Origin of the sequence: Agromyces mediolanus, assembly GCF_044917495.1 — a bacterium.
Classification (GTDB): domain Bacteria; phylum Actinomycetota; class Actinomycetes; order Actinomycetales; family Microbacteriaceae; genus Agromyces; species Agromyces mediolanus_B.
In genome coordinates, this window is sequence record NZ_JAVSSI010000002.1 from 382,761 (window position 1) to 401,367 (window position 18,607).

General features: G+C 74.4%; 16 protein-coding genes. 9 read left to right on the forward strand and 7 right to left on the reverse strand.

From position 1 onward, the window contains the following. Window positions 1-47: 47 nt before the first annotated feature. Together ROT00_RS04540 and ROT00_RS04545 are read left to right on the forward strand one after the other, a co-directional pair. A complete protein-coding gene (locus ROT00_RS04540) occupies window positions 48-1,643 on the forward strand; it encodes a molybdopterin-dependent oxidoreductase (RefSeq protein WP_404772680.1) in 1,596 nt (531 codons plus the stop codon). 39 nt (window positions 1,644-1,682) lie between these two features. Further along, the gene (locus ROT00_RS04545; RefSeq protein ID WP_404772682.1) at window positions 1,683-2,012 is read left to right on the forward strand and encodes a hypothetical protein; all 330 of its coding nucleotides are present in this window, start codon (window positions 1,683-1,685) and stop codon (window positions 2,010-2,012) included. Window positions 2,013-2,028: 16 nt separating this feature from the next. On the opposite strand, the gene ROT00_RS04550 is transcribed toward ROT00_RS04545, so the two are convergent. Beyond that, window positions 2,029-2,283, reverse strand: coding sequence for a hypothetical protein (locus tag ROT00_RS04550; RefSeq protein WP_404772683.1), 255 nt, complete (start codon window positions 2,281-2,283; stop codon window positions 2,029-2,031). 110 nt (window positions 2,284-2,393) lie between these two features. Between ROT00_RS04550 and ROT00_RS04555 the strand changes: the two genes are divergently transcribed. The 4 genes from ROT00_RS04555 (at window position 2,394) to ROT00_RS04570 (ending at window position 7,841) form a co-directional block, all read left to right on the forward strand. Then, window positions 2,394-2,936, forward strand: coding sequence for a hypothetical protein (locus ROT00_RS04555; RefSeq protein WP_404772685.1), 543 nt, complete (start codon window positions 2,394-2,396; stop codon window positions 2,934-2,936). Window positions 2,937-2,998: 62 nt separating this feature from the next. Continuing rightward, window positions 2,999-5,890, forward strand: a complete 2,892-nt coding sequence (locus tag ROT00_RS04560) for an aminotransferase class III-fold pyridoxal phosphate-dependent enzyme (protein ID WP_404772687.1) — start codon at window positions 2,999-3,001, stop codon at window positions 5,888-5,890. Between the two features lie 45 nt (window positions 5,891-5,935). After that, complete coding sequence (locus ROT00_RS04565) at window positions 5,936-7,108, forward strand: DUF2207 domain-containing protein (protein WP_404772688.1); 1,173 nt, start codon at window positions 5,936-5,938, stop codon at window positions 7,106-7,108. A gap of 22 nt (window positions 7,109-7,130) precedes the next feature. Then, window positions 7,131-7,841 (forward strand): alpha/beta hydrolase family protein, encoded by a 711-nt coding sequence (locus ROT00_RS04570; protein WP_404772689.1) that lies wholly within the window; start codon window positions 7,131-7,133, stop codon window positions 7,839-7,841. A 102-nt stretch (window positions 7,842-7,943) separates the two neighbouring features. Here the strand turns inward: ROT00_RS04570 and ROT00_RS04575 are convergent, their stop codons facing one another. From ROT00_RS04575 to ROT00_RS04585, 3 genes are all read right to left on the reverse strand, one after another. Beyond that, complete coding sequence (locus tag ROT00_RS04575; RefSeq protein ID WP_404772691.1) at window positions 7,944-8,888, reverse strand: NADP-dependent oxidoreductase; 945 nt, start codon at window positions 8,886-8,888, stop codon at window positions 7,944-7,946. Between the two features lie 61 nt (window positions 8,889-8,949). After that, entirely contained in the window at window positions 8,950-10,680 is a 1,731-nt protein-coding gene (locus ROT00_RS04580; protein ID WP_404772693.1) for an amidase, read from the reverse strand. After that, a complete protein-coding gene (locus tag ROT00_RS04585) occupies window positions 10,677-11,720 on the reverse strand; it encodes an agmatine deiminase family protein (RefSeq protein ID WP_404772695.1) in 1,044 nt (347 codons plus the stop codon). The genes ROT00_RS04580 and ROT00_RS04585 overlap by 4 nt, the downstream gene beginning before the upstream one ends. A 111-nt stretch (window positions 11,721-11,831) precedes the next feature. Here ROT00_RS04585 and ROT00_RS04590 point away from each other — a divergent pair, with 111 nt between their 5' ends. Next, window positions 11,832-12,464: a TetR/AcrR family transcriptional regulator gene (locus ROT00_RS04590; RefSeq protein ID WP_404772697.1), complete on the forward strand. Its 633-nt coding sequence runs from the start codon at window positions 11,832-11,834 to the stop codon at window positions 12,462-12,464. A 37-nt stretch (window positions 12,465-12,501) separates the two neighbouring features. Here the strand turns inward: ROT00_RS04590 and ROT00_RS04595 are convergent, their stop codons facing one another. Beyond that, on the reverse strand, window positions 12,502-12,894 hold the full coding sequence (locus ROT00_RS04595; RefSeq protein ID WP_404772698.1) for an MmcQ/YjbR family DNA-binding protein: 393 nt from the start codon (window positions 12,892-12,894) through the stop codon (window positions 12,502-12,504). Between the two features lie 72 nt (window positions 12,895-12,966). On the opposite strand from ROT00_RS04595, the gene ROT00_RS04600 reads away from it, so the two are divergent. After that, on the forward strand, window positions 12,967-16,524 hold the full coding sequence (locus ROT00_RS04600) for a TM0106 family RecB-like putative nuclease (RefSeq protein WP_404772700.1): 3,558 nt from the start codon (window positions 12,967-12,969) through the stop codon (window positions 16,522-16,524). A gap of 157 nt (window positions 16,525-16,681) precedes the next feature. Here the strand turns inward: ROT00_RS04600 and ROT00_RS04605 are convergent, their stop codons facing one another. Continuing rightward, window positions 16,682-17,119: a YdeI/OmpD-associated family protein gene (locus ROT00_RS04605; protein ID WP_404772702.1), complete on the reverse strand. Its 438-nt coding sequence runs from the start codon at window positions 17,117-17,119 to the stop codon at window positions 16,682-16,684. 66 nt (window positions 17,120-17,185) lie between these two features. On the opposite strand from ROT00_RS04605, the gene ROT00_RS04610 reads away from it, so the two are divergent. Further along, window positions 17,186-17,452, forward strand: coding sequence for a glutaredoxin family protein (locus ROT00_RS04610; protein ID WP_373292238.1), 267 nt, complete (start codon window positions 17,186-17,188; stop codon window positions 17,450-17,452). Between the two features lie 117 nt (window positions 17,453-17,569). Here the strand turns inward: ROT00_RS04610 and ROT00_RS04615 are convergent, their stop codons facing one another. Then, window positions 17,570-18,571 carry an LLM class F420-dependent oxidoreductase gene (locus ROT00_RS04615; protein WP_404772703.1) on the reverse strand — a complete coding sequence of 334 codons (1,002 nt, stop codon included), beginning with the start codon at window positions 18,569-18,571 and terminating at the stop codon, window positions 17,570-17,572. Window positions 18,572-18,607 lie beyond the last annotated feature (36 nt).

The window sequence follows — 18,607 nt, forward strand, 5'->3', positions numbered from 1 at the left end:
GCCCCCGGCCGTCCCGCCGATCCAGGGTGCGAGCGTAGGCTGACGGGGTGACCGGAGCCGTTCGAACGGCGCGACGCCGCGACGCGGCGCTCGCGGGACTCGTCGCGGTCGGCGCCGGAGTCGGCGTCGGCGAGCTCGTCGCCGCGTTCGTCGCCCCGACCGGCGGCCCGATCACCGCGGTCGGCGGCCTCGCGGTCGATCTCGCGCCGGCCTGGGCGAAGGATGCCGCGATCGCGCTCTTCGGCACCGCCGACAAGCTCGCCCTCATCGTCGGCATCGTCCTCGTGCTCGCGCTCCTCGCGGCCGCAGCCGGAGTGCTCGAGGCGATCCGCCCGCCCGTCGGCACGATCCTCGTCGTCGCCGCCGGTGCCGCCGGGGTGGTCGCGACCGCGACCCGTGCGCAGTTCTCGCCGCTCGACCTCGTCCCGCCCCTCGTCACGACGGTCGTCGCGGTGCTGCTGCTGCGCCGGCTCGTGCGGCTCGCGAGCCGGGCCGCGCCGCTCGGGCGCCCGGATGCCGGGACGACCCCCGCCGAGCCCCGCCCGGATGCCGGGCCATCCGCCGCCGAGCCCGCGACAGGACCCGACCGGCGGCGATTCCTGGCCTGGGCCGTGGGGTCCGCAGCCCTCGGCGTGCTCGCCGGCCTCGGCGGCTGGACGCTCCGCGCCGGGGCCAGGGTCGCGAGCGCCGCCCGGGACGCCATCCGCCTCCCCGCCCCGGCGACGCCCGCCCCGGCGATCGGCGCCGGCTCCGCCTTCGAGCTCGACGGCCTCACCCCGCTCCTCACGCCGAACACCGAGTTCTACCGCATCGACACCGCGCTGCAGGTGCCGGTGATCGACCCTGCCGACTGGCGGCTGCGGGTGCACGGGCTCGTCGACCGCGAGGTGACGATCGACTGGGCGGAGCTGCTCGCCCTGCCGCTCGAGGAGCACACCGTCACGCTCGCCTGCGTGTCGAACGAGGTCGGCGGCTCCCTCATCGGCAACGCCACCTGGCTCGGCTACCCGATCGCGGCGCTCCTCGAACGGGCCGGAGTCGCGTCGGACGCCGACATGGTGCTCTCCCGGAGCATCGACGGCTTCACCGCCGGCACCCCGCTCGAGGTGCTGCGGGACGGCCGGGCGGCGCTCATCGCGATCGGGATGAACGGCGAGCCGCTGCCCGCGGAGCACGGCTTCCCGGTGCGCCTCGTCGTGCCCGGCCTCTACGGCTACGTCTCCGCGACGAAGTGGGTGACCGAGCTCGAGGTGACCCGCTTCGACCGGGCGCGCGCGTACTGGACCGACCGCGGCTGGAGCGAGCGCGGCCCGGTGAAGCTCTCGAGCCGGATCGACGTGCCGCGCGCCCCAGTCTCGGCCGGCGCGGTCACCGTGGCGGGCGTGGCCTGGTACCAGCACGTCGGCGTCGAGCGCGTCGAGGTGCGGGTCGACGGCGGCGCCTGGCACCGCGCCGAGCTCGCGAGCGCGATCTCGGCCGACACCTGGGTGCAGTGGCGGTGGGACTGGGATGCCGCATCGGGATCCCACCAGCTCGAGGTCCGCGCGATCGGAACCGATGGCTCCGTGCAGACCGAGGTGCAGCGCCCACCCGCGCCCGACGGGGCCACCGGCCTCGACCGGCGCACGGTGGAGGTGCGCTGAGGGCGCTGCCGGCGCCGCACCTCGGTTAGGTTCGGTCGTATGCACCTCGACGATGACCGCTTGGCCGCGGCCGTGCTCGATTCCGTCGCTCGTGCAGCGCGGGGTTCCCTCGTCTGGGAGGCCGGTTCGGCGCAGGCCGGCTGCATCCGCGTCGTCTATCGAACCGACGCGGACGCACCGCTCATCGGCCGGAGATTCGATGTGGGGCGTCTTCGAAACCTGTTCGCCCCGAACACGCCCGAGGCGCTCGCCCAGGTGATTCTCGACGAGCTGCTCGACCCGACGGACCCGGGCCCGCTCCACGACCCGGAACAGGACGCTCACCTCGTACCCGGGATGGGTCGAGTGGGTTGGTGGCCGAGCCCCTGAAGGCCGGCCGACGGGATCAGGCGAGCAGGTCGCGGACGGCGAGCCCCCATTCGAAGCCGCACTCGCGGCAATCGAAGATGGGCGCGTCGTCGAAGGTGAACCCGTCGAGACCGCCGTCGAGGTCGGGAGCGGCCTCGACCTCGAGGTCGAGCGGGCCGTAGACGATCACGTGCACGGCGTGCGAGTCGCACCGCGGGCAGCGCTCGTCGGCGACCCGGGCGGGCGCTGCACCGGCGGGGTCAGACTCGAGGCTCATCATGCGGTTCGTCATGGCCCACACGGTACGCCGCGCCTCCGACATCCTCCGGAGGGCGGCGGCGCGTCGGCCGCTCGGGCGCCGCCGACTGGGCCTCGCGCCCCGCTCCGTCCTAGGCTTGCCCCGTGCCCGCATCGACGCCCGCCCCCGCCGCCAATCCATCGACCCCGGAGTCGCCGGCGAGCCGCATCCTGCGCACGAGCTTCGCGACGGAGGAGGCCGTCTACGGCGTCATCCTCGTCGCCGGTCTCATCGCCGTCTCGGGCGTGCACGGCGCGACGTCGTTCACCGTCTTCACGACGGTCATGATCACCGTCGTCGTGTTCTGGCTCGCCCATCTCTACGCCGGCACCGTCGCCGGGCACGGCCTCGCCCACGACCGCATCGTCGGCATCCGGGAGTCCTTCCGGGCCGCCTTCCGCCGCTCGCTCGGCCTGCTGCTCTCCGCGCTCATCCCCTCGAGCATCCTGCTCTTCGGCGCCGCCCGGGTCATCGACGACCGGCTCACGATCTGGGTCGCCCTCTGGGTGTGCGTCGCGGTGCTCGGCATCCTCGGCTTCATCGCGTTCCAGCGCCGGGGCGCACCGTGGCCGATCCGCATCCTCGGTTCGCTCACGACCGCGGCCTTCGGCGTCGCGATCATCATCGCGAAAGCGTTCATCCACTGACCGGCGCACCCCGCCCCGCCGGCCCGCCCCCGACGCACCACACGGAACGGACGATCGACACGATGCCCGACGCACCCACCGGATTCGACTTCTTCTCCGCGGGCGAGCTGCCCGCACCGACCCTGCCGGCCGAGGAGGTCGCCGCGATCGCCCGCGAGCACTGGGACCTGCAGCTCCGGCTCGAACCGCTCGGCAGCCAGCAGGACCAGAACTTCCTCGCGCACGCGGGAGCGGATGCCGCGGCCGCGCCCATCGGCGTCGTGAAGATCACGAACCCGGCCTTCGGCCCCACCGAGGTCGCCGCGCAGGAGGCCGCCGCCGCCCGGATCGCCGGCGCCTCGCCCGACCTCCGCGTCGCGACGACGCTCCGGGACGCGCAGGGGGCGCCGCGCCACGTGCGTGTCGAGACGAGCCAGGGCGTGCTCGACGTGCGCCTGCTGCGGTTCCTCGAGGGCGGCACGCTCACCGGCGACGCCTACCTCTCGCCGGCGGTCGTCGCACGTCTCGGCGAGATCGCCGCGAGCTCGGCGCTCGCGCTCGCGGACTTCGCGCACGAGGGCCTCGACCGCGTGCTCCAATGGGACCCGCGGGTCGCGGACCGCGTCGTCGCCCTGCTCGCCCCGCACCATCCGGATGCCTCCCGCCGCGCCCTCGTCGAGTCCGCGACGGCGGATGCCTGGGCCGCGCTCGCCCCGATCGCCGACGCCCTGCCGCAGCAGGCGGTGCACCTCGACCTCACCGACGACAACGTCGTCTGCAGCCGGGAGCACGGCCTCCGCCGCCCCGACGGCATGATCGACTTCGGCGACGTCACCCGGAGCTGGACGGTCGCGGAGCTCGCGATCTCGATCTCCTCGGTGCTGCACCACGACGGTGCGGAGCCGGCGTCGGTGCTGCCCGCGGTGCGCGCGTTCCACGCCCGCCGGCCGCTGAGCGCGGACGAGCTCGCCGCGATCTGGCCGATCGTGGTGCTGCGTGCGGCCGTGCTCGTCGTGAGCGGCGAGCACCAGGTGCAGCTCGACGGCGGCGAGAACGCGTACGCCGCCGCCGGGATCGCCCGCGAGTGGCGCATCTTCGAGCGGGCCACCGCCGTGCCGATCGACGTGATGACGGCGGTCATCGCCGCGTCGGTGCAGGACGACGCGACCGCGACGCCCGAGGCGGAGACCGGGGCCGCCGGCGCGACCGGCGGCCGCCCCGGCGTCACCCGGCTCGACGTCTCCGTCTTCGCCGAGTCCGTCGACCGCGGCGCCTGGCTCGACGGGGCCGCGCTCGAGGAGCGGCTCGCCGCCGAGGCCCTCGACGCCGGGGCATCCGCCGCCTGGCTGCCGCGGGCCGTGCCGCGCCTCACTGCGGGCGCGCCCCGCTCCGCCGAGTCCGCAGCGACGATCCCGCTCGGCGTCGACGTCTGGTTCGCCGAGCAGACCCGGCTCGAGGCATCCGAGCACCTCCGCCTCGACGGAGCGGTGCAGGAGACGGACGGCGAGTGGATCGCCCCGGCCCGCAGCCGTGTGCGCGCGCGGCTCGGCCGGGCCGATGCGCCGCACATGGTCCGGCCCGAGTACGCCGCCGGCTGGCTCGCGGTCACCGACGACCCCGCGCCGATGCTCGGCCTCGCCGAGCCGGATGCGCCGCACGCCCGGCCCGCGGCATCCGGTTCCGCCGCGGGCGCCGCCTCGTCCCTCCTCGCCCGCCGCGACGCGAGCTTCGCCGAGGTGCAGGAGCACTACTACGAGGCGCCGCCGCAGATCGAACGCGGCTGGCGCGAGCACCTGGTCGGCACCGACGGCCGGGTGTACCTCGACATGGTGAACAACGTCACCCCGCTCGGCCACGGGCACCCCGGCGTCGCCGACGCCGTGAGCCGGCAGCTGCGCCGGCTCAACACGAACTCGCGCTTCCACTACGCGGCCGTCGTCGAGTTCTCCGAACGGCTCGCGGCCCTCCTGCCGGAGCCGCTCGACACCGTGTTCCTCGTGAACTCGGGCTCCGAGGCCGCCGATCTCGCCATCCGCGTCGCCCTCGCCGCGACCGGGCGCCGCGACGTCGTGAGCGTGCTCGAGTCGTACCACGGCTGGACCTACGGCTCCGACGCCGTCTCCACCTCCATCGCCGACAACCCGAACGCCCTCGCCACGAGGCCGGACTGGGTGCACCCGATCGAGGCGCCGAACCCGTACCGCGGTCGCCACCGCGGCGCGGACGCCGCCCGCTACGCGCCCGAGGCCGCGGCGGCGATCCACGAGCTGGCTGCCGCGGGCCGCCCGCCGGCCGCGTTCATCGCCGAGACGTTCACGGGCAACGCGGGCGGCATCCCGCTCCCCGACGGCTACCTCGCCGAGGTCTACGCGGCCGTGCGCGCCGAGGGCGGGCTCGCGATCGCCGACGAGGTGCAGGCCGGATACGGACGCCTCGGCGAGTGGTTCTGGGGCTTCGAGCAGCAGGGCGTCGTGCCCGACGTCGTCGCCGTCGCGAAGGCGATGGGCAACGGCTATCCGCTCGGCGCGGTGATCACGAGCCGCGAGGTGGCCGCCCGATTCCGCACGCAGGGCTACTTCTTCAGCTCCACCGGCGGAAGCCCCGCCTCCTCGGTCGCCGGGCTCGCCGTGCTCGACGGCTACGCCGAGGAGGGCCTGCAGCGGAACGCCGCCGACACCGGCGCCTACCTGAAGTCCCTCCTGGAGGAGCTGCGGACCCGGCATCCGCTCATCGGCACCGTGCACGGGCTCGGCCTCTACCTCGGCGTCGAGTTCGTCCGCGACCCGGAGACGCTCGAGCCCGCCACCGAGGAGACGGCGGCGATCTGCGACCGGCTGCTGGAGCTCGGCATCGTCATGCAGCCCACCGGCGACCACCAGAACGTGCTGAAGACGAAGCCGCCGCTCGTCATCACCCGCGAGAGCTGCGACTTCTTCGTCGCGATGCTCGACCGGGTGCTCGAGGAGGGTTGGTGACGCGCCGCGACGCGCCCGGCGCCCGCTCGTCCCTAGACTGAGCCCGTGCTGCCCCTCGTCGTCTCCGTCGCGCTCGTGCCGGCGATCGTCATCCTGGCGTTCGGCATCGCGGTGCGGCTCGTGTCCCGGCAGCCCGCGGTCTCGCCGGTGGTGCAGTACCTGCCCGACCGCTCGTCGACCGTGCTGCGCGACGCGCTGCTCGCCGACGCCGACCGCCGCGCCGTCCCGGCCGCGCTCATCGAGCTGGCCGTGCGGCGCAAGATCCGGCTGGTGGCGGATGCCTCGGCCGGCGACCGCGCCCCGATCGGCGTCGTCCTCGTCGAGGGCGCCCGGTTCACGCCCGAGGAGTACGCCGTGCTCGAGGCCCTCGTCGGGCCCGACCACGTGCCGGGGCGGCTGCGCCGCTTCTCCGCCGACCGCCGGGCTCTCGGCCTGCGCATCAAGGCGCTGCTGCGCTTCACCGAGGACTCCCTCGCCCGCGAGGGCCTCGTCGCGACCCGCCGGATCAGCTGGCCGGGCACGACGCTCACCGTCCTCGCCTACCTGGGCATGCTCTCCGAGGCGGTGCTCATCGTCTTCGCGCTCGTCGCGAGCGACTGGCTCGCCCTCGGCGTGACCCTCGTCGCGACGGCGGCGACGATCCTGACGGTGATCATCACCCCGGCCTCGTGGCGGAAGTACCTGCCGCCCGCCCGCCCGAAGCGGGAGCACCTCGACGGGCTGCGCCGCTACCTCGTCGTCGCGGAGGGCGACCGGCTGCGGGCCCTGCAGTCGCCGCGCGGGGCGCAGCTCGTGCCCGAGTCCGCCGACGCGACCGCCGGCCCCGTGCACGATGGCGATGCACCCGGGGACGCTGCACCCGGGGGCGCCGCGTCTGCGGGTGCTGCGTCTGCGGGGAGCCCGCCCGCGGAGCCCGCGGGCGACGCGATCGCCCGCTTCCACCTGCACGAGCGGCTGCTGCCGTACGCCGTCGTCTTCGGCGTCGAGCGCGAGTGGGCGACGAAGCTGAAGCTCGAGGCCGCCGGGATCGCGAACGCCGGCGAGGGCGGCACCGCAGACACGCTCGCCGAGCTCGTCGAGCTGACCGCGGACCTCGCGCAGCTCATCGAGCTCGCCGGCGGCGCGGTCGAGCTCGTCGCCGCCCTCGGCGAGCTGAGCGACGCCACGGGCGCCGTCATCGAGAGCGCGAGCGACTTCTTCGACGCGCTCACCCCCTGACCGCCCAGCGAGAGGACCGGAGTTGACCGAGCAGGACCCGCAGGAGCCGCCCGTCGCCGAGCAGGAGCTGCAGATCGAGGTGGCGGGCTCCCCCGTCTCCGCCGTCGCGACGCGGCCCGATGCGGCGCTCGCCACGGTGATCGTCGCGCACGGCGCGGGCGCCGGCATGGGGCATCCCTTCATGTCGGGCGTCACCCGCGCGCTCACCCGGCTCGGCTTCGCGACGCTGCGCTTCAACTTCGCCTACGTCGAGGCGGGACGACGGATGCCGGGGCGGCCCGCCGCGGCGATCGCGGCCTGGCGCGCGGCGGTCGAGGCGGCCCGCGGTCTCGCCGCGGAGGCGGGCGCACCGGACGAGCGGTTCTGGGCCGCGGGCAAGTCCTACGGCGGGCGGATGGCGTCGATGGCGGTCGCGGAGGGGATGGCGGTCGACGGCCTCGTGTACCTCGGCTATCCGCTGCACGCCCCGGGCAAGGCCGGGCAGCTCCGCGACGCGCACCTGTACGGGGTGACGACGCCGATGCTGTTCCTGCAGGGCACGAACGATCCCTTCGCGACGCCGAACTCGGAGCTCGACGAGGTCGTCGCCCGGATCGGGCCGACCGCGACCCTCGAGTGGATCGAGGGCGGCGGCCACTCCTTCGAGGTGAAGGGCGTGAAGCGCACACCGGCCGAGATCGGGGCCGGGCTCGCGCCGCTCGTGGCCGACTTCATCCGGCCGCGGTTGGGCTGAGCCGCGAAGTCGCGCGAACCGCGCACTCCAGCGGAGTGGCGGCGCGATTCGCGCGACGTCGCGGGGCCCGGGCACGGGCCTGGCCAGGCCGGGCCGGGCCGGCTACGGCACGAGGACGAGCTTGCCGCGCACGTGCCCGGTCTCGCTCAGGCGGTGCGCCTCGGCGGCCTCCGCGAGCGGCAGCACCTGCGCGATCTCGACGTCGAAGCGCCCGGCGGCGAGAAGCAGCGCGGCGAGCGGCACGGCGTCGGCCCGAAGACCCAGCTCCTCCGGCGTCAGCGGGATCGGGCTGCCGCCGCTCCAGGCGCGGATGCCGAGCTCCGCCGCCTGCGGCCCGAGCACGATCGTGCCGATCCGGGCGGGGTCGCGGGTGAGCTCCTTGGAGACCGCGATCGCCTCCTCGGTGCCGACGAGGTCGAGCGCGGCATCGACGCCGCCCGGGGCGAGCGCCCGCACGCGAGCGGCGAGCCCCTCGCCGTACGTCACGGGCTCGGCGCCGAGCTCGCGCAGCCGGTCGTGGTTGCGCTCGCTCGCGGTCGCGATGACGCGGGCGCCGAGCCGCCGGGCGAGCTGGATCGCCGCCTGTCCGACGGCGCCCGCTCCGGCGTGCACCAGCACGGTCTCACCGGCGGAGACGCCGAGCGAGACGAGCGCCTGGTGCGCCGTGCCGGCGGGGATGCCGAGCGCCGCTCCCTGTTCGAAGGTGATGCCCGCGGGCTTCGGAGTGAGGAGCGCGACGGGCACGGCGACCTCGCTCGCGTAGGTGCGCGCGCCCCAGGCGACGATGACCTCGTCGCCCGGCCGCCAGCCGTCGACGTCGGGGCCGACGGCGGAGATCACGCCCGAGGCATCCGCCCCCGGCCGCCGCGGCGTCGTGATCGGCCCGCTCGGCCGGAAGGCGCGACGCACCTTGGCGTCGATCGGGTTCACCCCGATCGCGCGCACGGCGACGACCACTTCGCCGGGACCCGCCGCCACCGCCGGGACCTCCCGGTACCGCAGCACCTCGGGTCCGCCGAACTCCTCGTACTCGATCGCGAAAGCCATGCGCCCAGCCTAGGCAGGCCGGGCGCACGACGGTCGCGGATGACGCCGGGCGACCCGGTCGCTATCCCGCGAGGCGCGGGGTGCGCGGCGGCTCGGTGCGGCGGTCGCCCGTCGCCTCGAACGCCGCGGCGAGCGCGAGCAGCGCCGTGTCGTCGTAGGCGCGGCCCGCGATGGTGAGGCCGACGGGCATGCCGATGTCGGCCATGGTGCCCATGGGCACGGTCACGGTCGGGATGCCGAGGTGGCGGGGCACGAGATTGCCGTTCGCGACCCAGACGCCGTTGCGCCAGCCGAGCTCGGCGGAGGCCTCGTTCACGTCCATGTCGGCGGGGCCGACGTCGGCGACGGCGGGGAAGGCGACGGCGTCGAGGCCGAGGCCGTCCATCCACTCCTCGAGGTCGATGCGCCGGGTCTCCTCGAGGCCGCGGACGCCGGACTCGAGCTCGGGGATCTCGGTGAACGACGCGTAGGGGTGCGCCGCGACCTGCGCCGGGTAGTCGGCGATGTCGTCCTCGAAGCCGTCGACGCGATCGGGCAGGGCGCCCTCGGGCTGCGGGAAGATCCGCGCCCCGTCGACCCCCACGAGGGTGCGCAGCGCGGGGTCGCCGTTGGCCTGCAGGAAGTCCTCCCACGCCCACGCCGACAGGTCGACGATCTCGCGCTTCAGGAACTCCTCGCTGACGAGACCGCGGGTCTTCAGCGTCGGCGCACCGGGGCGGTCGCCCTCGTAGTTCGACACGACGGGGAAGTCGACGAGCATGACCTCGGCGCCGGCGGCCTCGAGGTCGCGGCGGGCGGCCTCCCACAGCTCCATCACGGAGGCGCGGGTCTCGATGCGCTGCCCGGTCGGTCCGCCGATGCCGCCGTCCGGGTTGGTGCCGGCCTCGGGGTCGGCGTTCACGTACATGCGCGGCACGCCGATGCGCTTCCCGGTGAGTTCGGCGCGGGCGGCTGCCGCGTCGATCGGCAGGAGTGCCGGGTACGAGGCGGGGCGCACCGCGGAGGCCGCGGGGAGCGGCACCCAGGGCTGGGCGCGCCAGAAGTCGCCGCGGGTCTCGGCGTCGTCGGCGACGATGACGTCGAGCAGTTCGAGGAGGTCGGCCATCGTGCGGGTGTGCGGCACGACGACGTCCATCGTCGGCACGAGCGGCCAGTTGCCGCGCACGGAGATGACCCCGCGCGAGGGCGTGTAGGCGCAGAGCGCGTTGTTCGTCGCGGGTCCCCGCCCGCTCGACCAGGTCTCCTCGCCGAGGCCGAAGGCGCCGAAGGACGCCGCGGTCGCGGTGCCGGAGCCGTTCGAGGAGCCCGAGGCGAACGCTGCGGTCAGGAAGTCGGCGTTGTACGGGCTCTCGGCGCGACCGTAGACGCCGCGCTGCATGCCGCCGTTCGCCATCGGCGGCATGTTCGTGAGGCCGATGAGCACGGCGCCGGCCTCGCGCAGCCGCTGGATCGTGAACGCGTCGCGCTGCGCGACGAGGTGCTCGAACGCGGGGCTGCCCGCCGCGGCGGTGAGCCCCTGGGCGAGGTAGCTGTCTTTCGCGGTGTACGGGATGCCGTCGAGCGGGCCGAGCGTCTCGCCGCGGGCGCGGCGGGCGTCGGATGCCTCGGCGTCGGCGCGTGCGCCGTCGTTCATCACGACGAGGGCGTTGAGCTCGGTCTCGGTGCCCGGCGCATCGTAGGCGGCGATGCGGGCGAGGTACGCGTCGAGGAGGCCGACCGCGGTGGTCTCGCCGGACTCGAGCGCGGCGCGGAGGCGCGCGATGGGCGCCTCGACGACGTCGAAGCCGCTCATCGGGCGACCCCCTCGACCGTCGGCTGCTGCTGGGTGATGCAGTGGATGCCGCCGCCGCGGGCGAAGATCGGCCGCGAGTCGACGGTGACGGCGCGGCGGCCGGGGTAGGCGGCCTCGAGGATCTCGCGGGCACGGGCATCCGCCGCCTCTTCACCGAAGCCGCAGGCGATGATGCCGTCGTTCACGACCAGGTGGTTGACGTAGCTGTAGTCGACGAAGCCCTCCTCGTCGCGCAGCGTCTCGGGGGCCGGGATGTCGACGACCTCGAAGCTGCGGCCCGCGGCATCCGTCGCCTGCTCGAGCACCGCGCGGATCTCGCGCGAGACGGCGAAGTCGGGGTGCTCGGGGTTCTGCTGCGCGTGCAGCAGCACCGTGCCGGGGGCGGTGATCGTCGCGACGATGTCGACGTGCCCGTTCGTGCCGAACTCGTCGTAGTCGCGGGTGAGGCCGCGGGGCAGCCAGACGACCTTGGTGGCACCGATCGTGCGGGCGAGCTCGGCCTCGACGCGGGCTTTGTCGGCGAAGGGGTTGCGGCGCGGGTCGAGCTGCACCGTCTCGGTGACGAGCACGGTGCCCTCGCCGTCGACGTGGATGCCGCCGCCCTCGTTCACGAGCACCGAGCTCACGAGCTCGGCGCCGGTGTGCGCGGCCGCGAAGCGCGCGATCTCGGCCGACTTGCGCCACTCGGCCCACTCGGGGGCGCCCCAGCCGTTGAAGATCCAGTCGACCGCGCCGAGCACGCCGGGGCGCTCGTCGTCGACGACGAAGGTGGGGCCGAAGTCGCGCATCCAGAACTCGTCGAGCGGCGCCTCGAGGAGCTCGATCTCGGAGCTCAGCATGCGGCGGGCCCGCTGCAGCTCGCTCGGGTCGACGACCATGGTCACCGGCTCGAACTCCGCGACGGCGTGGGCGACGGCCGTCCACGCGTCGTAGCCGGTCTGCTGGAACGCCTCGCCCTCGCCGAGCGTGAGGCCCTCGCGGGGGAACGCCATCCAGGTGCGGTCGTGCGGTGCGGTCTCAGAGGGCATGCGCCAGCTCATCGGGGAGCCTCCACTTCGAGGTCGGGATGCCGCGGGCATCACGTCAGCTTCTCAGATTCTATTGACCAAATGATCAATATCCAGGTCGAGAGTACCTAGAATGAGGGAACCATGTCAACGCCGATGCGCCAGCGCGCCCCCAGGATGTCGCCCGCCGAACGGGCGCTCTCCATCGCGAACGCCGCGCGCGAGCTCGCGCTTGAAGCCGGCCTCTCCGCGGTGACGCTGCGCGCGGTCGGGGCGCGCGCCGGCGTTGCCCCCGCGCTCGTCGCCCACTACGTGCCGAGCATGGACGTCCTCATCGCCCGCACCTTCGGCTCCGTCGTCACGGCGGAGATCTCCGAGATCGAGGCGCTGCTCGACGGCATGCCGGGACCGCGCGCGCAGCTCGGCGCGCTCGTGCGCACGATCCTCGACGGCAGCCGCGACGACGTGACGCTCGTCTGGGTCGAGGCCTGGGCGCTCGGCCGGCGCAACGAGACGCTCGCGGCCGAGGTGCGCGCGCAGATGGATGCCTGGCAGGGCGTCATCCAGGACGTCATCGAGGCCGGGGTCGCCGCCGGCGAGTTCGACACGGACGACCCGGCCGCGGTCGCATGGCAGCTGCTCGGCATGGTCGACGGCCTGAACGCGCAGGCGCTCGTGCGCTGGGGCGACACGAGCGATCGCGGCTCGCTCATCAGCCACGCCGTCGAGGGCATGCTCGGGCTGCCCCGTGGCGCCCTCGACGAGCCCGGCGCGTAGGCGCCGCGGGCGCCGCCCGCGGGCTCGCACCCGCCGCTCAGTCGGGGTGCGCGTCGAGCCACTCCCGCCCGAGCTTCGGCGGTGCCATCAGGAGCCAGGCCTCCTCGACGAGCTCCTCGAGCCGCCGCTCGGAGATGCGGTCGAGGCGCGCGAGGATCGCCGACCAGCCGTCGAAGTGGTGGATGGTGAGGAACACCGCCGGGTCCTCCTCGACGAGCGCCAGCTTCACCGCCTCGTCCTCCACCCGCGCGCCCATGATCGGCCCGGGCTGCTCGTCGAGCCCGAGCTCGGCGAGGTCGGTCTTGCGGAGCGGGCGCTCCCAGACGAAGCCCTTCCCGTGCACCCGCCAGTGCGCCGAGCCCCAGCTCGTGCCCTCGCTCGTGTCGGGCAGGGCGAGCGCGAGACGGCGCAGATCGTCCCAGTCGGCCATGGCGCACACCCTACGCCGATGACGTGTCGGACGCACCGGCTAGCGTGGAGGCATCCCGAACGAAGGAGCCCGATGTACCTGCTGAACGGCTCCGTCGTGACGAGCGCGAGCGACCTCAAGAAGGCGAGCGACTGCGAGTTCGCCTTCCTGCGGGAGCTCGACCAGAAGCTCGGCCGCGACGCGCTGTTCGCGCCACTCGACGACCCCATGCTGCGCCGCGCCGGCGAGCTGGGCGACGCGCACGAGCTGCGGGTGCTCGAGCGGTACCGGGCCGAGTTCGGCGAGGGCGTCGTCGAGATCGAGCGGCCCGACGTGCGCGACCTCGAGCAGGTGGCCGCCGCGGTCGCCGCCACGAACGCCGCGTTCGCCGCCGGTGCGCCCGTCGTGTTCCAGGCGACGTTCGCCGAGCCCGACTTCATCGGTTTCGCCGACTTCATCGTGCGCCAGCCCGACGGCGCCTACCGGGTGCAGGACTCCAAGCTCGCCCGGCACGCCCGCGTCACGGCGCTGCTCCAGCTCGGGGCCTACGCCGAGCAGCTCGCCCGCCTCGGCGTGCCCGTCGACGACACCGTCGAGCTGCTCCTCGGCGACGGCTCGGTGAGCGCGCACTCCCTCCGCGACATCCTGCCCGTGTACCGTGCACGGCTCGCCCGCCTGCGCCGCATCGTCGCCGAGCGCGAGGCCGACACCGCCGCGGTCGCCTGGGGCGACCCGCGCTACACGCACGACGGCCGCTGCCCCACGTGCGAGCTCGAGGTGCAGGCCACCCGCGACGTGCTCATGGTCGGCGGCATCCGCACGACGCAGCGCGAACCGCTCGCCGCGGCCGGCATCACGACCATCGACGAACTCGCCGCATCGGCCGGGACGGTGCCGCATCTCGCCGAGGCGACCCTCGACGCCCTGCGCGCCCAGGCGCGCCTGCAGCTGCGGGCCGAGTCCGAGCTGGCGGCGGCCGAGGCGTCCGGCGCCTGGCGCGAGGGCGATCCGCCGCTCGCGCCACCCGTGCAGCTCCGCGAGGCCCGCGCGATCGCCGCGATCCCCGAGCCGAGCCCCGGCGACCTGTTCTTCGACTTCGAGGGCGACCCGCTCTACACCGAGGGCGACGGCACGAAGTGGAACCTCGACTACCTCTGGGGCATGGTCGACAGCGGCGAGCAGTACACGGCGTTCTGGGCGCACTCCTTCGCCGAGGAGCGCGCGGCGCTGATCCGCTTCCTCGAGCTCGTGAAGCTGCGCCGGCAGGTGCACCCCGAGCTGCACATCTTCCACTACGCGAGCTACGAGCGCACGCACCTCACGGCCATCGCCGCCCGGCACGGCGTGGGCGAGGCCGAGGTCGACCAGCTGCTCGCCGACGGCGTGCTCGTCGACCTCTACTCCATCGTGAAGCGCGCGGTGCGGGTGGGCAGCCGCTCCTACTCCATCAAGAAGCTCGAGCCGCTCTACATGGGCGCCGAGCTGCGCGAGGCCGATGTGAAGTCCGGCGCCGACTCCATCACCGAGTACGTGCGGGCGAGCGAACTGCAGGCGGCGGCGCAGGTGAACGGCGACGCGGATGCCGCGGCCGAGGCGTCGCGCATCCTCGCCGACCTCGCCGACTACAACCGCTACGACTGCGTCTCCACCCTGCGGCTGCGCGACTGGCTGCTCGAGCTCGGCCGCGGCGCGGGGGTGGGTCCGGTGCCGGCGGCCCTCCTCGCCGACCGCACCCCGGGCCGCATCTACGAGGCGTCGCCGCTCGCGCTGCGCCTCCGGGCGATGGTGCAGCAGCGCGAGGCCGCGCAGCCGACGCTCGACGGGCTCCGCCGCGACGCCGACACCGAGGCCCTCGCCCTCGCCTCGGCGGCCATCGACTACCACGCCCGCGAGGCGAAGAGCTTCTGGTGGTCGCACTACCTGCGCTGCGACCAGCCCGTCGAGAGCTGGGAGGAGCACCGCGACGTGCTCGTCGTCGATCCGGCGCGTTCGCGCGAGCTGGGCAACTGGTACGAGGAGCCGCGCTGGCAGAGCGCCCGCCGCGAGCTGCTGCTCGACGGACGCATCGCTCCCGGGTCGCGGTTCAGCCCCGGGGCCGAGGTGTTCCTCCTCTACGACTGGCCGGCGCCGTTCGACGCGCAGTCGGCCCGACCGGGTCAGCGCGCCTGGTCCAACGCGGTCGTGGTCGAGGCCGGCGACGCCGGCGTGCGGGTCGAGGAGCGGGGCCAGCCCGGCCGCACCTGGCGCGACCTCCCCGTCGCGATCGCCCCGGGCGCCCCGCCGCGCGCCGACGCGCTGCGCGACGCCATCGCCGAGTGGGCCGCGACCATCCCGACGCTCGACCCGGCGCTCCCCCGCAACCCGGCGATGGACGTGCTGCGCCGGCGCCCGCCGCGCACCACGGGATCGCTCGCACCGCTCGGCGCCGAGCACGACTACCTCGGTGCCGTCGTCGACTCGGTGCGCCGCCTGGAGCACTCCTACCTCGCCGTGCAGGGCCCGCCCGGCACCGGCAAGACCTACCTCGCCGCCCACGCCATCGCGGCGCTCGTGCGCGAGCACGGCTGGCGCATCGGCGTCGTCGCGCAGTCGCACACGGTCGTCGAGCACCTGCTCGAGGCGATCGTGGGCGCCGGGCTCGATCCGGGACTCGTCGGCAAGGCCGTGAAAGACGCCGCCGAGGCCGGGCAGCGGGCGTTCACCGCCTTCGCCCGCAAAGACGAACTCACCGCCTTCGCGTCCGAGCGGCCCGACGGCTACGTCATCGGCGGCACCGCGTGGGACTTCTGCAACGTGCGCCGCGTCCCGCGGGGCTCGCTCGATCTCCTCGTCATCGACGAGGCCGGGCAGTTCTCGCTCGCCTCGACGATCGCGGTCTCGGTCGCGGCCCGCAATCTGCTGCTGCTCGGCGACCCGCAGCAGCTCCCGCAGGTGAGCCAGGCCCTGCACCCGGAGCCGGTGGATGCCTCGGCCCTCGGCTGGGTCGCCGACGGGCACGACGTGCTCCCGCCGGAGTTCGGCTACTTCCTCGCCGAGAGCCGCCGCATGCACCCGGCGGTCGCCGCCCCCGTCTCGCTCCTGTCGTACGAGGGCGAGCTGCAGTCGCATCCCGTCGCCGCGAGCCGCGCGCTCGACGGCGTCGCGCCGGGGCTCACGCCGATCCCGATCGAACACGAGGGCAACTCGACCCACTCGCCCGAAGAGGCCCGGGCCGTGGTCGAGCTCGCCCGCTCGCTGCTCGGCCGCGACTGGATCGACGCCGACGACTCCGCCGAGGGTCCGGTGCGCGCCGCGGCGCGGCCGCTCGCGGCGAGCGACCTCATCGTCGTCACGCCGTACAACGCGCAGCTCGGGGTCGTGCGCGAGGCGCTCGACGAAGCCGGGCTGCACGAGGTGCCCGTCGGCACGGTCGACAAGTTCCAGGGCCAGGAGGCGGTCGTCGCGATCGTCTCGCTCGCGGCATCCTCCGCGCGTTCGGCGCCGCGCGGGCTCGAGTTCCTCCTGCTGAAGAACCGGCTGAACGTCGCGATCTCGCGGGCGAAGTGGGCGGCGTACCTCGTCTACTCGCCTGGGCTGCTCGACGGGCTGCCGCACCGCGCCGAGGGCGTGGCGCAGCTCAGCGGGTTCATGCGCCTCGTCGGGCGGGCGTAGGCGGCGCGCGTCGGCGCCCCGGCGCGGCGCGCGGCGGCGCCCCAGCGCGGCGCACGGCGGCGTCGCCGGGCAGACGGCGGCAGCGCGCCTCGGCAGCGCCGGGCACACGTCGGCGCCGCGCGCCGGCACCGCACCTCGGCGGCGGGCGCCGGCGGCGTCAGCCCCCGAGGAGCTTCGCGACCGCGGCGTCGATCCGCCGCTGCCGCGTCTCGGCGGCCTTCGCCTGCTCGATCGCGGTGACGTGGGCCTTCTTGTGGCTCGGCGCCAGCGCCTCGAACGCGGCCGCCGCCCCGGGGGCCGCGTCCAGCGCGGCCCGGAAGTCGGCCGGCACCTCGACGGTGCGCGGCGCGGTGTCGAGTTCGAGCTCGACGACGATCGCGTCACCGCCGCCGATGCCGGTCTCCGCCCGCTTGTCGGAGCTGAACGGGATGAGCGAACGCCCGCCCATCACGCCGACCGTGCTGCGGTACTCGTAGCCGTTCACCCGCACGAGCACCGGCGGCCGTTTCCCGCCGCCGAGCGCCTCGATCACCTCGGGCGGCACCTCGATGCCGGTGTTGCTGCCCAGCTGGGACATCGTCGTCTCGAATCGCATGCCGCAAGTCTCCTCGTCCCACGGCGTTCGGGAATACCCCAGCCAGGTAATGCGTACAGTATCGATGTGACTGCTACTGCTGCGAACCCCGACCGGATCACCATGTACGGCGCCGCCTGGTGCGGCGACTGCCGCCGCTCGAAGGCGCTGCTCGACCGCCGCGGCGTCGACTACGAGTACGTCGACCTCGAGGTGCACGTCGAGGCCGCCGAGACGGCGAAGTCGATCTCCGGACGCACGAACATCCCGGTCGTCGTCTTCCCCGACGGCACCCACTTCACCGAGCCCACCGACGCGGAGCTCGGCGCGAAGCTCGACGCCGTCGGCGCCTAGCCACCGCACCTTTCCCCCGCCGACGGGGTCGGATCACGACATCCGCAGGGGCCCACTGCGCCCGCACCGTCGGAATCCGACCCCCTCGGCGGGGTGAACGCAGCGCGCGGCGCCGGCTCAGCGGAGCGCGGGGATGACCTCGCGCTCGAAGAGCTCCAGCCCGCTGCGGTCGTAGGCCGCCTCCGGGAAGTAGTGGATCGCGTAGCCGAGGCCGCGCTCGCGCATGTCCCGGAGCCGCTCCACGACGGCGTCGACCGTGCCGACGGCGATCGCGGCATCCGCCCGGAAGTCGGCGATGAACTTCTCGGCCGCCGCCTCGCCGGCCGAGCCCGCGAGGCGCGCGCGCACGGCCTCGAGCCGGCGCTCCACGTCGGCCTCGTCGACGCCGATGACGGTGTTGAAGTTCGCCGAGCGGGTGATCTCCTCGAAGGGCCGGCCGAGCCGTTCGCAGTGCCCGCGCAGCACCTCGCTCTTGTGGCTGAACTCCTCGGGGCTGCCGTAGAAGTTCGTCGCGCTCGCGTACTTCGCGGCGATGCGGAGCGTCACCTTCTCGCCGCCGCCGGCGATCCACATGGGGATGCCACCCTCCTGCAGTGGCTGCGGCTGCACGATAGCGCCCTGCACCTGGTAGTGCTCGCCGTCGAGCGTCGCGCTGCCCGTGGTCCACGCCTGGTGCATGATCTCGACGCCCTCGCGGAGCCGGGCCAGCCGCTCGGGCACCTCCGGGAAGCCGTAGCCGTACGCCCGCCACTCGTGCTCGTACCAGCCGGCGCCGATGCCCATCTCGACGCGCCCGCCGGAGACGACGTCGACCGTCGCCGCGACCTTCGCGAGGTACGCGGGAGTGCGGTAGCTCATGCAGGTGCACATCTGGCCGAGCCGCACCCGCGAGGTCGACGCCGCGAACGCGGCCATCAGCGACCACGCCTCGTGCGTCGCCTCGTGCGCCGAGGGCACCGGCACGGTGTGGAAGTGGTCGTAGACCCAGATCGACTCCCACGGCGAGCCCTCGCGGTCGGCGAACTCGGCGAGCGAGCGCATCACCGCCCACTGCTCGCGGGGATCGATGCCGACGAGGTCGTGACGCCAGCCCTGGGGGACGAACATTCCGAAGCGCATGGTCACGATCGTACGCGTGGACGCTCCGCGCACCCG

What these genes read in the sequence shown, in the direction of transcription:
- ROT00_RS04600 (WP_404772700.1), top strand. Translation starts at nt 12,967, where the DNA reads ATGTACCTGCTGAACGGCTCCGTCGTGACGAGCGCGAGCGACCTCAAG.
- ROT00_RS04605 (WP_404772702.1), bottom strand. Translation starts at nt 17,119, where the DNA reads ATGCGATTCGAGACGACGATGTCCCAGCTGGGCAGCAACACCGGCATC.
- ROT00_RS04550 (WP_404772683.1), bottom strand. Translation starts at nt 2,283, where the DNA reads ATGACGAACCGCATGATGAGCCTCGAGTCTGACCCCGCCGGTGCAGCG.
- ROT00_RS04545 (WP_404772682.1), top strand. Translation starts at nt 1,683, where the DNA reads ATGCACCTCGACGATGACCGCTTGGCCGCGGCCGTGCTCGATTCCGTC.
- ROT00_RS04575 (WP_404772691.1), bottom strand. Translation starts at nt 8,888, where the DNA reads ATGGCTTTCGCGATCGAGTACGAGGAGTTCGGCGGACCCGAGGTGCTG.
- ROT00_RS04595 (WP_404772698.1), bottom strand. Translation starts at nt 12,894, where the DNA reads ATGGCCGACTGGGACGATCTGCGCCGTCTCGCGCTCGCCCTGCCCGAC.
- ROT00_RS04590 (WP_404772697.1), top strand. Translation starts at nt 11,832, where the DNA reads ATGTCAACGCCGATGCGCCAGCGCGCCCCCAGGATGTCGCCCGCCGAA.
- ROT00_RS04615 (WP_404772703.1), bottom strand. Translation starts at nt 18,571, where the DNA reads ATGCGCTTCGGAATGTTCGTCCCCCAGGGCTGGCGTCACGACCTCGTC.
- ROT00_RS04560 (WP_404772687.1), top strand. Translation starts at nt 2,999, where the DNA reads ATGCCCGACGCACCCACCGGATTCGACTTCTTCTCCGCGGGCGAGCTG.
- ROT00_RS04580 (WP_404772693.1), bottom strand. Translation starts at nt 10,680, where the DNA reads ATGAGCGGCTTCGACGTCGTCGAGGCGCCCATCGCGCGCCTCCGCGCC.
- ROT00_RS04585 (WP_404772695.1), bottom strand. Translation starts at nt 11,720, where the DNA reads ATGAGCTGGCGCATGCCCTCTGAGACCGCACCGCACGACCGCACCTGG.